11 protein-coding genes are annotated in these 13,432 nt (G+C 69.2%); 5 read left to right on the top strand and 6 right to left on the bottom strand.

What is annotated here, in order from left to right; genetic code table 11:
* Positions 1–98: 98 nt before the first annotated feature.
* The 4 genes from MLG_RS10520 to MLG_RS10505 form a co-directional block, all read right to left on the bottom strand.
* Positions 99–2,219 carry a TRAP transporter permease gene (locus tag MLG_RS10520; protein WP_011629809.1) on the bottom strand — a complete coding sequence of 707 codons (2,121 nt, stop codon included), beginning with the start codon at positions 2,217–2,219 and terminating at the stop codon, positions 99–101.
* 54 nt (positions 2,220–2,273) lie between these two features.
* On the bottom strand, positions 2,274–3,227 hold the full coding sequence (locus MLG_RS10515) for a TAXI family TRAP transporter solute-binding subunit (RefSeq protein WP_011629808.1): 954 nt from the start codon (positions 3,225–3,227) through the stop codon (positions 2,274–2,276).
* An 89-nt stretch (positions 3,228–3,316) separates the two neighbouring features.
* Positions 3,317–3,937 (bottom strand): acyl carrier protein phosphodiesterase, encoded by a 621-nt coding sequence (locus tag MLG_RS10510; protein ID WP_011629807.1) that lies wholly within the window; start codon positions 3,935–3,937, stop codon positions 3,317–3,319.
* Between the two features lie 86 nt (positions 3,938–4,023).
* Positions 4,024–5,340: a DEAD/DEAH box helicase gene (locus MLG_RS10505; protein ID WP_011629806.1), complete on the bottom strand. Its 1,317-nt coding sequence runs from the start codon at positions 5,338–5,340 to the stop codon at positions 4,024–4,026.
* Between the two features lie 552 nt (positions 5,341–5,892).
* Here MLG_RS10505 and MLG_RS10500 point away from each other — a divergent pair.
* Positions 5,893–7,218: an MFS transporter gene (locus MLG_RS10500; RefSeq protein ID WP_041718030.1), complete on the top strand. Its 1,326-nt coding sequence runs from the start codon at positions 5,893–5,895 to the stop codon at positions 7,216–7,218.
* Positions 7,219–7,258: 40 nt separating this feature from the next.
* Here the strand turns inward: MLG_RS10500 and MLG_RS10495 are convergent, their stop codons facing one another.
* On the bottom strand, positions 7,259–7,429 hold the full coding sequence (locus tag MLG_RS10495; protein ID WP_011629804.1) for a rubredoxin: 171 nt from the start codon (positions 7,427–7,429) through the stop codon (positions 7,259–7,261).
* A gap of 116 nt (positions 7,430–7,545) precedes the next feature.
* Between MLG_RS10495 and thiE the strand changes: the two genes are divergently transcribed.
* The 3 genes from thiE (at position 7,546) to tsaA (ending at position 10,770) form a co-directional block, all read left to right on the top strand.
* On the top strand, positions 7,546–8,187 hold the full coding sequence (gene thiE / locus MLG_RS10490) for a thiamine phosphate synthase (RefSeq protein ID WP_011629803.1): 642 nt from the start codon (positions 7,546–7,548) through the stop codon (positions 8,185–8,187).
* A gap of 110 nt (positions 8,188–8,297) precedes the next feature.
* On the top strand, positions 8,298–10,052 hold the full coding sequence (locus MLG_RS10485; protein ID WP_011629802.1) for a putative bifunctional diguanylate cyclase/phosphodiesterase: 1,755 nt from the start codon (positions 8,298–8,300) through the stop codon (positions 10,050–10,052).
* Positions 10,045–10,770: a tRNA (N6-threonylcarbamoyladenosine(37)-N6)-methyltransferase TrmO gene (gene tsaA / locus MLG_RS10480; RefSeq protein WP_011629801.1), complete on the top strand. Its 726-nt coding sequence runs from the start codon at positions 10,045–10,047 to the stop codon at positions 10,768–10,770. The genes MLG_RS10485 and tsaA overlap by 8 nt, the downstream gene beginning before the upstream one ends.
* Position 10,771: 1 nt before the next feature.
* Here tsaA and MLG_RS10475 read toward each other — a convergent pair whose 3' ends face one another.
* A complete protein-coding gene (locus MLG_RS10475; protein WP_011629800.1) occupies positions 10,772–12,145 on the bottom strand; it encodes a CmpA/NrtA family ABC transporter substrate-binding protein in 1,374 nt (457 codons plus the stop codon).
* Positions 12,146–12,401: 256 nt separating this feature from the next.
* Here MLG_RS10475 and MLG_RS10470 point away from each other — a divergent pair, with 256 nt between their 5' ends.
* Positions 12,402–13,418 carry an AIR synthase family protein gene (locus MLG_RS10470; protein WP_011629799.1) on the top strand — a complete coding sequence of 339 codons (1,017 nt, stop codon included), beginning with the start codon at positions 12,402–12,404 and terminating at the stop codon, positions 13,416–13,418.
* The last annotated feature ends 14 nt before the right edge of the window (positions 13,419–13,432 follow it).

Raw genomic sequence — 13,432 nt, 5'->3', positions numbered from 1 at the left:
GTCGCTCCAGAGTGATCGCGGATCCGACGGGTGATACCCGAAAACTAGCACTTTGCTGCTGCCGGGGTAAGGGGCCGGCGGCGACCTGCCCGCCGGCATCAGGCGGGCCGGGGTGCGCGTCGGCGTTGCCAGAGATACAGCATGCCATACGCCGCCAGGCAGGCGATCTGGACCAGTGCGGCCGGTGCCGCGGTGGGCTCGGCCAGCCAGTCCGGGCGCAGCAGCAGCAGCGCCAGGGCCAGCAACAGCAGCCGCTCCAGCCTGTGGCAGCGGCTGCCGGCGTAGCCGGCGATGGCGGAGACCAGCGCGAACAGCCCCAGCAGGGCGGTGAGGAACGTCCAGCCGATCACCACCGGGTCGGTCTGCCAGATGATCCGCCCCGCCTCGTCCAAACCGCTGATCATCAGCAGTTCGGTATTGAAAACGAAGACGAAGGGCAGGATCGCGGTGCGCAGGTCGTAACTGAAACTCTGGACCCCGGTCTTCAGGGGCGGGCTCTGGGCGATCGCCGCGCCGGCATAGGCCGCCAACCCCACCGGTGGGGTGTCGTCGGCCAGGATGCCGAAATAGAACACAAACAGGTGGGCGGCGATCACCGGGATCAGCAGCCCCATGTCACCGCCCAACTGGACGATCACCGGGGCGGTCAGCGTGGCCATGACAATGTAGTTGGCGGTGGTGGGCAGCCCCATGCCGAGGATGATGCAGGTGAGGGCGGTGAGCCCCAGCATCAGGTAGAGGCTCCCCATGGAGAGCACCTCGATGACGTTGACGAAGCGGCCCACCAGCCCGGTGGTGCTGACCACCCCGACAATGATCCCGGCGGTGGCGGTGGCCACCCCCACGGCCACCATATTCCGGGCGCCGCCGATCATCCCCCGCAGCACATCGCCCACACCGCCCAGCAGGGCCTGCCCCAACACCCGGTAGAGGGGCGCCCCGGCGCCCATCCGCCGATGGGTCAGGTAGGCCAGGATGGGCCGCTGCACCAGCATGATCACCACGGTGGCCTGGATGGCCAGCAGTGCCGAGGCCACCGGCGAGCGGCGCATGATCACTAGGAACCAGATGAGCATCAGTAGCGGCACCAGGTAGTGCAGGCCGCGCAGTAGCGTGGACCAGAAGGGGGGCAGTTCGCTGCGCGGCACCACGGCCACGTTTTCTTTGCAGGCCTCCACATGCACTACGTAGAAGAGGGCGATGTAGGCCACCAGCGCCGGGATGATCGCCGCCCGCAGTACATCGAGATAGGGCAGGCCGACGATCTCCGCCATGATGAAGGCGGCCGCGCCCATCACCGGCGGCATCAACTGGCCGTTGGTGGAGGCGGCCACCTCCACCGCCGCCGCCTTGTGCGGCGGCAGACCCACCCGTTTCATCAGCGGGATGGTAAAAGTACCGGTGGTGACGGTGTTGGCAATGGAGGAGCCGGACACCGAGCCGGTGAGCCCGGAGGCGAACACCGCCGCCTTGGCCGGGCCGCCGCGCAGGCTGCCCAGGGCGGAGTAGGCCACGTCGATAAAGTACTTGCCGGCCCCCGCCCGCTCCAGCAGCGCGCCCAGCAGCACGAACAGGAAGACGAACCCCACCGACACGCCCAGTGGCACCCCGAAGATCCCGGAGTCGCTCAGGTACATGTCGTTGACCAGGATCTCCAGCGACACGCCGCGGTGGCGGAGCAGCCCGGGCATCCAGGGGCCGGCGAAGCAGTAGATCAGGAACAGGGCAGCGAGAATGGGCAGCGCCCAGCCCAAGGTTCGCCGGGCTGCCTCCAGCAACAGCACCACCAGCACGATGCCCAGGACGATGTCCTGGGGCTCGGGCAGCCCGGCCCGCCAGAGGATCTCCTCGTAGTCCCACCAGATCCACAGGGTGGCGGCGGCCGCCACCAGGGCGAGCAGGATATCGACCCACGGGATGCGCTGGCGGTTGTCCCGGAACAGGCCAAAGCGCTGCAGGGGGCGGAGCCAGCGCGGCGCCGGGCGGTGCCGGGCGGGGAACAACAGGTAGGCCAGGGTGATGGCGAAGGCCAGGTGCCAGACCCGGGCGATGTGGGCGTCGATGGGGTCCCAGGCGATGGCCACCTGGAAAGCGGACCAGGCCAGGCACAGCAGCGCGATGGCCGCCACGGCCAGCCGGCCGCGTGGCTGGCGGGCACCGCTCTCCACGGCCCGGGCCATCTCCCGGGCCTGGTCCTCACCGTTACGCGGGGTGCTCATTCAGCGGGGCAGGAGAGTGCCGCCCACCCCGGTGGCCCGGGGCGGGCGCAGGCCTCAGCGCCAGCCCTGCTCTTCGTAGTAGCGCAGGGCGCCGGGGTGGAGGTCCACCGAGACGCCCTCCATCATGGCCTCGGGCTCCAGATGGCGGAAGGCGGCGTGGGCGTTGCGCAGGTCGTCCATCTGTTCAAAGACAGCGGCGGTCAGGTCGTAGGCCACGGCCTCGTCCATGTCGGCGTGGGTGACCACGGTGGCGGTGACCGCATAAGTCCCGATGTCCTCGTCCACCCCGGGGTAGGTGCCGGCGGGTATCCGGGTCATCACGTAGTAGGGCCGTTCGTCCACGAACGCGCGGATGGCGTCTGAGTCGAGCGGGATCATGCGGATGTCTACCGTGTTGGCCGGCTCCTCAATGGCGGCGCTGGGGTTGCCCACGGTGTAGAAGAAACCGTCCACCTGGCCATCGACCAGGGCGCGGGAGGCCTCGTGCTGTTGCAGGTTGCGGGCGCGGATGTCGCTGCGCGGGTCGATGCCGTAGATCTCCAGGACGTCCATGGCGTTACGGCGCTGGCCGGAGCCGGGGTTGCCGACGTTGATGGTGTGGCCTGTGATGTCCTCTACGGCGTGGATATCGCTGTCGGCCCGTACCACCAGCATGACCGTCTCCGGGTGCATGGCGAACAGGCTGCGCAGACCTTCGAAGGCGCCCCGGCGCTCCCACTCGGCCTGGCCGTTGATGGCCTGCCAGGCGCGGTCGGACTGGGCGACGCCAAAGTCGATGGAGCCTTGAGAGAGGGCGTTGATATTGAACACCGAGCCTTGGGTGGGGCGGCCCACGCAGTTGTACTCCGGTTTGTGTTGCTCCAGCAGGCGGCAGCCGTGCTGGGCCACCTGATAGTAGACGCCGGTGATGGAGGCACCGCCGAAGGTCAGGTCGCGGGCGTGGGCGGGCAGCGCGGTCAGGCCGGCGGCCAGCAGCGCGAGCAGGGCAAGCAGGCTGGATCGACGCATGGGCTGTTAACTCCTCCATGTAGGGATGGTTGGCGCCGGTGCGCATCCGCCGGGGGCGGACCGGTTGCGCCGAGGCTTCCGGTAACAATTTAGCGCGCCGGGGGGCGCTCTGCACACCATCCGTCCCGAACCCGGACGCGTTCGTGGGCCACTGAGGCCCGGATATCGGGGTAAAGGGCGAGGAAGCAGCGCTCCAGGTCCGGATAGAGTTGACGCAGTCGGGCTCCGGCCCGCAACAGGGGCTCGGGCCGGCGCAGTCGTCCCGCCACCCGGGCCAGGACCCTTTCCACGCCCTCGAGATCGCTGCAGGCCCGGAGCCAGTCTCGCTCAATGAGCGTGGGCAGTCGTTGCTGCAACGGCGCAGGCATGTCCGGGCGCCGGTCGGCCAGCTCGCGGTAGACCCGCCGGACCCAGTCGGCAAGCGGCTGATCCTGGAGCACGGTCCAGTGGCGGATCAGAAAGTGATCGTGGCAGAGGTCGAGCAGGATGCCGGCGCAGCGCCGTTCGCCGTTGGGAAAGCGGGCACGCAGGGTGCGGGCGGCCGGGTGGTGATCTGCGAGGCTGTCAATGCGCCGGTGGAGGTGCAGGCCCCGGTAGACGCCGGGCGGCCAGTCCCCGGGCTGCAGCCGGCCACGCACATGGTCACCCAGCAGGTTGCCCAGGCGCTCATCGGGGCCGTCAGAGAGCTGAAGGTGGGCCAGGTGGTTCATGGCGCGTCTCCGCCGCGCGGGCATCGGTGCCCGCGCCGGGTCGTCGCGGCGGCGTGCCCGGTCAGGTGCCGGGCCCGCGCAACGGGCTAGTTGTTGCCGCCGCTTCCGTTGGAGCCGTTGTTGCCACCCCGGCGGTCGTTGCCGCTTCGACGGCGATTGCCCGCCCCGCCGGGGCGTCCCCGGCCGCCCTTGCCACCGGGGCGGCTGCGCTGGATGCGCTTGGGGGGCTTGGGCTCGACCATCATCTCGGGCGAGGGCATCTCGGCGGGGATCCGCTGCTCGATGAAGCTTTCGATGTCCGGCAGTGAGAAGACGTACTCCTCGCAGGCGAAGGAGATCGCGTCGCCGCTGGCCCCGGCCCGGGCGGTGCGGCCGATCCGGTGCACGTAGTCCTCGGGATCCTGGGGCAGATCGTAGTTGATGACGTGGGAGACGTCTTCAATGTGCAGCCCACGGGCGGCCACATCGGTGGCCACCAGGAAGCGCAGTTCGCCGTCCTGGAAGCGCTTGAGCAGGGATTCGCGCTTTTTCTGCGGGATGTCGCCGGAGATGACCGCGGCCTCGATGTCGTTGCCCAGCAGGTAGCCGGTGACCCGGTCGGCGGCCCGCTTGGTGTTGACGAAGATGATGCTGCGGTTCATCGCCTCCTCCTGGCGGATGAGGCCGAGCAGGAGGGGGATCTTTTCGTCCTTGGAGACGTGGTAGAGCTTCTGGCGGACCTTGTCGGCGGTGATCTGCTCGGATTCGATGCGGACCACCTCGGGGTCGTTGAGGTGCTCGTAGGCCAGTTCCATCACCCGGTGGGAGAGGGTGGCGGAGAAGAGCATGTTCATCCGTTTGGACGGCTCGGGCATGCGTCGCATGAGGTAGCGGATGTCGGCGATGAAGCCGAGGTCGAACATGCGGTCGGCCTCGTCGAGGATCACCACTTCGATGTGCTTGAGGTGGAAAATCCGCTGTTTGAAGAAGTCGATGACCCGGCCCGGGGTGCCGATAATGATGTCCACGCCTTCCTGCAGTTGCTGGCGCTGGGCCTCGTAGCCGGTGCCGCCGTAGATGGCGGCGCATTTGAGGCCGGTGTAGCGGCCCAGTTGCAGGGCGTCGCGGTGAATCTGCAGGGCCAGTTCCCGGGTGGGGGCCAGGATGAGGGTCCAGGGGCCTTCCTTGCCTTCCTCCACCGGTACGGTCATCAGCCGGTGCATTGCGGCGAGCAGGAAGGCGGCGGATTTGCCGGTGCCGGTCTGGGCCTGGCCGGCGATGTCGCGCCCTTCCAGCGCCTTGGGGAGGGTGGCGGCCTGTATGGGCGTGCAGTACTCGAAGCCTGCACGCTTGATGCCGTCCATCAGGGCATCGTGCAGGCCCAGGGTGTCAAAGCGGGTGTTGGAGAGATGTTCGTTTTTCATGGGCGCGTAGGTTACCGGAAATCGGCTTGCTTTTCTCGTCTTTGTCCGGTGTGGTGGGGTGAGTTGGGCTAGGGCTAGGGCTAGGGCTAGGGCTGGGGTTGGGGTTGGGGTTGGGGTTGGGGTTGGGGTTGGTGAGGTGTGCGACTTCGGTGGGAAACTGCCGGCTGGGCGGGGTTGCCGCCAGGGGGACGCTGCAAGTACGTCCCTGTAAGCTCGTCGGCAGCCATCCCTGGCTGCCGACGCCCCCTGGCGGCAACCCCGCCCAGCCGGCAGTTTTGAGGCGGTTTCGAGGTGTGCGACTTCGGTGGGTGTGGGACCGGGGGGCGCCACCCGGTCATCGCGAGGAGCGTAGCGACGCGGCGATCCAGACGCAGGCCTGGACTGCCGCGCCCCTTCGGGGCTCGCAGTGACGGTGGGGGCGCCACCCCCGTCATCGCGAGGAGCGACGCGGCGATCCATACCCCGGCGTGGTGGGGGCAGGGCAGGTGAGGGGCTGTGGCGTGTGGTCGGTCGGTCTCGTGCGGTTGCCATGGGCAGGATGGGGAGCGATGGATGACTGAGAGGGCGGTGGCACCCAAGCGGGAGATCTTTGGTTGGGCGATGTTCGATTTCGCCAACCAGGCCTATACGTTGCTCATCATCACCGTGGTGTTCGGGGATCTGTTCACCCGCGTGATCGTGGGGGACGGGCCCGATTACCGGCTGGGGAATCTGCTCTGGAGCCTGGCGCTGGCGACCAGCTATCTGCTGGTGGTGGTCTGCTCGCCGGTGGCGGGGGCGGTGATGGACTACACCGCGCGGCGCAAGCAGTTCCTGTTCGGCAGTTATCTGCTCACCGTGGTGGCCACCGCCGCACTCTACTTCGTGGCGCCGGGCTACGCCATGCTCGGGGTGCTGCTGATCATTATCTCCAACTTCGCCTATTCCATCGGCGAGGCCTTTATCGCCAGTTTCCTGCCCGATCTCGGGCCGCCGGACAAACTGGGCGCCATTTCCGGCATCGGTTGGGCGCTGGGCTATGTGGGCGGGATGGTCTCGGCCGTCTTTGTGCTGCTGGTGCTGGGCGAGGTGAGTGCCGAGAATTTTGACCGCATCCGCTGGGTGGGCCCGTGGGCGGCGGGCTTTTTCCTGGTGGCGGCGATCCCCACCTTCCTCTTTCTGCGTGAACGCGGCCGGCCGCGCCCGCTGCCGGCAGGACAGGGGTATTTCCGGCTGGGGCTTGCCCGGGTCGGGGCCACGCTCGGCAATCTGCGCGGCTACCGTGACCTGGCGGTCTTCCTGCTCTCCACCTTCCTGGCCATGAGCGGGATGTACATCATTATCGCCTTCTCGTTCATCTACGGCGCCCAGGTGATCGGTTGGGATCAGGGGGTACGCACGCTGATGTTCATCATTGTGCAGATCAGCGCGGCGGTCGGGGCGGTGGGTTTCGGGTTGCTTCAGACCCGGCTGGGTGGGTTGCGGACCTACCGGGTGACGGTGACGCTGTGGGTGCTGGCGGTGGTCTGCATTTACGCGACGCCGCAGGTGGCCGCGGCGGCACGGGCGCTGTTCGGCGTGGAGTGGCAGGCGCAGTACGTCTTTCTGGTGGTGGGCACGCTGGCCGGTTCGGCCCTGGGCGCGTGCCAGTCCACCACCCGTGCCCTGGTCGGGGCCTTCGCGCCGCAGGGGCATGCCGCCGAGTTCTTTGGCTTCTGGGGGTTGTCCCTGAAACTGGCCGGGGCGTTCAGTCTGCTCCTGATGGGGCTGCTCCAGGCCTGGGTGGGCCTGCACCTGGCCATTCTCTTCTGTGCGCTGCTGTTTATCGGGGCCTTCCTGGTCAGTTGGCCGGTGGACGAGCAGCGGGGCCGGCGTGCGGCTGAGGCGGGGGGTGGTTGAGCGGCCGTGGCCGCCTGCCGGCGGCCCGCGGCCCGGCGGCTCACACCTCGATCATCTCGAAATCGGACTTGGCGGCGTCGCACTCGGGGCAACGGAAGTCATCAGGGATATCCTCCCAACGGGTGCCCGGCTTGATGCCTTCCTCGGGCAATCCCTCCTCCTCGTCGTAGATCCAGCCGCAGACCACACACATCCAGGAGCGGTATTCCATCAGTCAACCCTTTACAGTCAGTCGGAGAACGTTGTACCAATGCGGATCCGCCAGGCCGTTGGGCGCATCCGCCACCGACTGCAACTTTAACCTCGAACAATGCTCAGGTAAACGCGATGCCGCAGCGCGAGGAGCGACGCCGCCGGGTCCGGGGGCTTTACGTGATCACCGACCCCGGCCTGCAACCCCCCGGGGCGCTCCCCGGGCGCGTGCTGCAGGCGATTCGCGGTGGCGCGGCGATGGTGCAGTATCGGGACAAGGGCGCTGACGCCGCCCGCCGGCGGGAAGAGGCCGGGGCCCTGGCCGAACTCTGCCGGCGCCATGGCGTGCTCTTCATCGTCAACGACGACGCGGCGCTGGCGGCGGCGGTCGGGGCGGATGGGGTGCACGTTGGCCGGGGGGACAGCGCGGTCGCCGATGCCCGCGCCGTGGTTGGGCCGGAGCGCCTGGTGGGGGCCTCCAGCTACAATGACCCGGAACGCGCCCGGCACCTGCAGGCCGAGGGGGCCGACTACGTGGCCTTCGGTGCCTTCTTCCCGTCGCCGACCAAGCCCGGAGCGGTGCGGGCCACCCCGGAGATGCTGCGGCGGATCCGGCCCCGGTTACGTGTTCCAGTGGTGGCCATCGGCGGTATTACGGCCCGCAACGCCGCGCCGGTGGTGGCGGCGGGGGCCGATGCCCTGGCCGTGATCACCGACGTCTTCTCGGCCCCTGACGTGGAGGCCGCGGCACGGGCCTATGCCTCCCTCTTTGACTGATCCCACGCCGGCCTGATGCCACTGTCCCTGGCCACCGCGTTGGCCAGGTCGTAAGCTGCTTGTACGCCCGTCGCGGTGGCCTTTACAGCCTTTAGTTCCAAGGAGCGGAGATGGAGCAACGACCCAACCCCGAATCGTCGCCGGACCCCGAGCCTGGGGCGCCGATGGCCGACCAACCGGCCTTCCGACTGGCCCCGGTGGCGCAATTGATCCTCGATGAAGGGGGCACCATCCATGCCCTGAACGAGCAGGCCCGGGCCTTTCTCGAGGCCTCGGCGGAGCCCCTCCGGCAGCGGCCATTCTGGCAATTGATGGTGGACGGGGACGCCGTACGTCTGCAGCGTGCGCTGGCGAACCAGCGTCCGGAGGCGGGCGTGCGCCGGTACTGCGGCCTGCAGCTTGCCGCGGGCTGCCGTGTGGATCTGTCGGTGCGCCATGTGGGCGCCGGGCGACTGCTCTGTGCCCTGGAGCATGTGCCGCCCGGTACCGGGGATGACAAGGAGGTGGCGCGGCTGGCCCGTGAAGTCCGGGAGCAGCGCACCGCGCTGGAGCGCCTGGCCCACTACGATGCCCTGACAGGGCTCCCCAACCGATGGTTTTTTGAACGGTTTCTCGACAACCAGTTGCAGCGGGCGGGGGATAACGACGGGCATCAGATCGCGGTGCTGGTGCTGGATCTGGATCACTTCAAGGCCGTTAACGACCGGTTCGGCCACAGTGAGGGGGACCAGGTGCTCAAAGAGGCCACCCGGCGTATCCTCGCCTGCGTGCGCGATGTGGACATGGTCTCTCGCATCGGTGGCGACGAGTTTGTGGTGGTCCTGGGCCGGTTGCGCGGTCGTGGCGGTGCCAGCCGGGTGGCGCGGGCGCTGATCCGCTCGCTGAGCCGGCCCTTTACCGTGGGCGCGCGCAGCCACCGGCTCACCGCCTCGGTGGGTGTGGCCTTCTACCCCAAGGACGGGGAAACGGTGGAGGACCTGATCCGGCGGGCCGATCTGGCGATGTTTCAAGCCAAGGACCGCGGCCGCAATGGCTGGGCGGCCTTTGACTACGAGCATGAGCACCACTTGTTGGAGGAGGATCACTGGAAGGGGCTACTCTGGCGCACCATCGACGCCCCTGGTCGTTATCTCACCATGAACTACCAGCCGATCCTGCGCCTGCGCGACGGCCGGCCCCGGCCCTGGGCGCTGGAGGCCCTCCTCCGGGTCCAGGGCCACGACCAGCAGACCCTAGACACCGGCACCCTGGTCCGGGCGGCCGAGGAACACCACATGATACTGCCGCTGGGGGAGGCCATCTTCGCGCGGATCTGCGCCGAGGTGGCGGCGATGCGCCAGGAGGGCATGAGGCTGCCGGTGACGGTCAACCTTTCCGCGGATCAGTTCCTCGATCCGTGCCTGGTGGGGCGGATGGATAGGGTCTGCCAGGCCCACGGCGTGCCCATGAATGCCCTCTGCTTCGAGATCACCGAGACGGCGCTGGTACGCAATCTGTCGGGGGCCCGGGAGATGGTCCAGGCGCTGCAGGCGGCGGGGGCCCTGATCCTGCTCGATGACTTCGGCAGTGGGTACGCCTCGCTCTCCCAGTTGCACAGCCTGCCGGTGGATGTGCTCAAGATCGATGCCGGCTTCATCGCGGAGGTCGGGCGCAGCCCCCAGGCCGAGGCCCTGATCCGCGCCATCCTGGCGATGGCGCGCGCCCTGGGTATCGACGTCGTGGCCGAAGGGGTGGAGACCAACGCCCAGCGGGTCTGGTTGGAGCGCGAGGGGGTGCAGGGCCTGCAGGGCTACTATTTCTCCCGGCCGCTGCCCCGTGAAGCGGTTCAGGACTGGGTGCGCATCCAAGGGCTCGCGGATGACTGAGCCATGCACGGAGAGCCCCCTGTCACCCATCGGCCGGGTGCGTACCCCCTTCACCCAGCGCTTCGGGATTCCCCGCCAGGGCACGCTGCTGGACGCCATCCCCGGGTATCTCGAACTCGATCCCCCCTACGACCGGGCCGAGGCCTGGCAGGGCATCGAGGCCTTCAGCCATCTCTGGTTGCTGACCTGGTTCCACGCCGGCAAGGGCCGCGGCGGGCTCACCGTGCGCCCACCGCGCTTGGGCGGCAACCGTCGCCTCGGGGTGTTCGCCACCCGCGCCCCCTATCGGCCGAATCCGGTGGGGCTCAGTCTGGTGCGACTGGCGGCGGTGGACCTGTCCGGGGCGCGCGCCTCAATTCAGGTACGGGGGCCCGATCTGCTGGACGGCACCCCGCTGCTCGACGTGAAGCCCTATGTGCCCTATTGCGATGCCTGTCCGGACGCCACCGGCGGCTTTGCCGGCAGGGCCCCCCAGCCGGCCCTGTCGGTGCGCTGGCTGGCGACGGCGCGCAGCGAGGCGGAGATGGCCGAACGCCGCCACCCAGGGCTGGTGGCGTTGATCGAGGCGGTACTGGCCGCCGACCCGCGCCCGGCCTATCAGCGCGACACCCGACGCCGCTACGCAGTACGCCTCTACGACCTGGATATCCATTGGGAAGCCGAGCCGGGTCTGGCCGAGGTGGTGGGGCTCCGCCCTGCGGATGTGGACCGAATGTGATTCAGACGCTGTTGCCGAGGCGCTCGCGGACCCGCTGGCGCATGTAGGCGATGTGCAGCCGCAGGTTATAAAACTCTTCCATGTAGGACAGCGGCACCTCCGTCCCGGACACGTCGTGGTCCAGTTGCTTCAACTGGGCCAGGTTGCTCTCCAGCCGGGCGACGGGCAGCTGTGGCCGGCCCAGCTCCTCGTCGATCACCCGCAACTGGCGGTACCAACGGAAGATCCGCCGGCGCATGCTCCAGGTCACCGCCGCCGGGGCGATGCGCACCAAGGGGATGATGATGGTCAGCAGCGGGATGATGAGAATGGCCAGGCGATCCACCAGCGAGGCGGCCCAGAAGGGCAGGTGGCGGTGCAGAAACCCGGGGCCGCGCTGGAAGAAGTAGCGGGCCTGGTCGGAGACCGGGATGTCCATGTGGGCCAGCGACGGGAATTGATCCCCGTTGCCCACCAGGTGTATGCGGCGGCTGCGCTGCTCCGCCTCCACCAGCAGCTGTGCGATGGCGCGGTGGGTGTCCTTGCGGGTGACCAGGTAGGTGGCCGGCGCCAGCATCTGAACCCGGTGCGGGGGCAGGTTGCGGCGCGGGTCCACCACCCCCTCGTGCAGGGTGACGGTGGCCAGGTAGGGCAGCCGCTGGGTGAAGGTGGGGGCCTGGGCCTGATTGAGCACCCCGATGCCTTCGGCGGCCAGCAGGCGCTGTACCAGCGGGGCGGTGGGTGACATGACGAAGGCGGCCGCACCCAGTTTGCCCTCCAGCAATCCCCGCGCAGCGGCCTCGCCGCCGATAGCCACCAACGCGGTGTCGGTTGCATCGTCCGTGGCCAGACCCAGCTCATCGAGCAGGGTCCGGACCAGGGTCCGGGTGCCGCTGCCCTCGGAGCCAATGGCGATGCGCAGCCCGGAAAGGGTCTCCAGTCGCTGTGGCACCGGTGGGTCGCCGCCCAGCAGGTGGGCGGCATTCAGCGCGTCCTCCCGGTAGAAGACGAACAGCGGCTCGTAGGCGACACTCACCAGCCCCTCGAGCTGGTCGCCGGCCCCGGCCGGGGCGGTGCCGCCCTGCACGATGGCGGCGTCCACCTCGCCGGCCAGCAGCCGCTGCCAGTTCTCCGTGGCCCCCTGGGTGGCGACCGTCTCCAGGGTGATCCCCTTGTCGGCGAACCACTCGGCGTAGCCGGCGCCGATCTGTTCGTAGGCACCGCCGGGGGCCCCTGTGGCCAGGGTCACCTGCCGCGGCGGGGCCGGCTCCACGAATTGCCAGGTGACGGCGAGGGCGATCACCCCCAGGAACAGGATGGCGCCCCAGATCGCCAGGGGGCCGCCCGGCAGGCGAGCCCTCAGGGTCGGGCGACGGGGGCTGGGCGCTGCTGCCATGGTGGTGACCGCCCCGCGTCAGGCCATGACACCGAGGCGCGTGCCCATCGCGGGCGTGAGGGTCGAGAGGCCGGCGGTGAGGGTGGCAATCGGGCTGGTGTCGGACATGGGCGTCCCCCCTGGTTGGTCTGCTCAGTGTGCCCGTCCGGTGCCGGCGTGTGAAGCCGGCAACCGGTTGACCTGCCCGGGCTGGCGGCCTAAAAGGGGCGGGTCGCTGCGGACGCCCCGGTCCGCTGAACGGAGGAGGGACGATGCCATGACCGACGACCCCATGCTGGAGAGCGGCAAGCTGCCGCCGGAACAGCTCGCCCGACTGCTGGCGGGCCTGCCGCCCACCGGCGCCGATGTGGTGATGGGGCCGGGGGTCGGGCTGGACTGTGCCGTGGTCCGCCACGGTGGGCACCTGCTGGTCTGCAAGTCCGACCCCATCACCTTCGTGGCCGATGACCTGGGCCACTACCTGGTCCAGGTGAATGCCAACGATGTCGCCACCACCGGTGCTACGCCGCGCTGGTTGCTGGTCACGCTGTTGCTGCCGGCCGGAGGCACGCCGCGGGCCCTCCCGGAGCAGCTCATGGGACAGATCAGCGAGGCCTGTGAGCGGTTGGGGATCGCACTGATCGGTGGACACACGGAGGTGACCACGGCGGTCACCCGGCCGGTGGCGGTCGGCGCCCTGCTGGGCGAGGTGACCGAGGCGCGGCTGGTGACGCCGCAGGGTGCCCGACCGGGCGATCGGCTCCTGCTGACCAAGGGCGTGCCGTTGGAGGGGACGGCGATCCTGGCCAGCGATTGCCGGGCGCGGCTGGCGGACCGCTTCAGCGTGGCGGAGTTGGACGCGGCGGCGGCGTTCCTGGAGCGGCCGGGGATCAGCGTGGTGGCGGACGCCCGCATTGCCCTGGCGGCGGGGCGGGTCAATGCCATGCACGACCCCACGGAGGGGGGCGTGAAGGCGGCACTGTGGGAGCTGGCGCAGGCCAGCGGGCGTCGTCTGCGGGTGGAGGCGGGAGCGATCCCGGTGCCGGCACTGTCGCGCCGGATCTGTAGCCATCTCGGTCTGGACCCCCTGGCGACCATCGCCTCCGGCGCGCTGCTGTTGGCGGTGCCGGCTGCTGAGGCGCCGGCGGTGCGACAGGCACTGGACGGCTCTGACATCCCCTGCGCCGATATCGGCGGCGTCGAGGCGGGGCCGGCAGCGGTTATCTGGTGCACGGAGACCGGCTGCGGGCCGTTGGCGCCGCCCGGTCAAGACGAGCTGGCACGATTGGTCTGAGCCCCACGCCAGGC

The organism is Alkalilimnicola ehrlichii MLHE-1 (assembly GCF_000014785.1).
Lineage (GTDB): Bacteria > Pseudomonadota > Gammaproteobacteria > Nitrococcales > Halorhodospiraceae > Alkalilimnicola > Alkalilimnicola ehrlichii.
This window is presented reverse-complemented; position numbering and strand designations above follow the sequence as displayed.

What these genes read in the sequence shown, in the direction of transcription:
- MLG_RS10520 (WP_011629809.1), bottom strand. Translation starts at nt 2,219, where the DNA reads ATGAGCACCCCGCGTAACGGTGAGGACCAGGCCCGGGAGATGGCCCGG.
- MLG_RS10515 (WP_011629808.1), bottom strand. Translation starts at nt 3,227, where the DNA reads ATGCGTCGATCCAGCCTGCTTGCCCTGCTCGCGCTGCTGGCCGCCGGC.
- MLG_RS10510 (WP_011629807.1), bottom strand. Translation starts at nt 3,937, where the DNA reads ATGAACCACCTGGCCCACCTTCAGCTCTCTGACGGCCCCGATGAGCGC.
- MLG_RS10505 (WP_011629806.1), bottom strand. Translation starts at nt 5,340, where the DNA reads ATGAAAAACGAACATCTCTCCAACACCCGCTTTGACACCCTGGGCCTG.
- MLG_RS10500 (WP_041718030.1), top strand. Translation starts at nt 5,893, where the DNA reads ATGACTGAGAGGGCGGTGGCACCCAAGCGGGAGATCTTTGGTTGGGCG.
- MLG_RS10495 (WP_011629804.1), bottom strand. Translation starts at nt 7,429, where the DNA reads ATGGAATACCGCTCCTGGATGTGTGTGGTCTGCGGCTGGATCTACGAC.
- thiE (WP_011629803.1), top strand. Translation starts at nt 7,546, where the DNA reads ATGCCGCAGCGCGAGGAGCGACGCCGCCGGGTCCGGGGGCTTTACGTG.
- MLG_RS10485 (WP_011629802.1), top strand. Translation starts at nt 8,298, where the DNA reads ATGGAGCAACGACCCAACCCCGAATCGTCGCCGGACCCCGAGCCTGGG.
- tsaA (WP_011629801.1), top strand. Translation starts at nt 10,045, where the DNA reads ATGACTGAGCCATGCACGGAGAGCCCCCTGTCACCCATCGGCCGGGTG.
- MLG_RS10475 (WP_011629800.1), bottom strand. Translation starts at nt 12,145, where the DNA reads ATGGCAGCAGCGCCCAGCCCCCGTCGCCCGACCCTGAGGGCTCGCCTG.
- MLG_RS10470 (WP_011629799.1), top strand. Translation starts at nt 12,402, where the DNA reads ATGACCGACGACCCCATGCTGGAGAGCGGCAAGCTGCCGCCGGAACAG.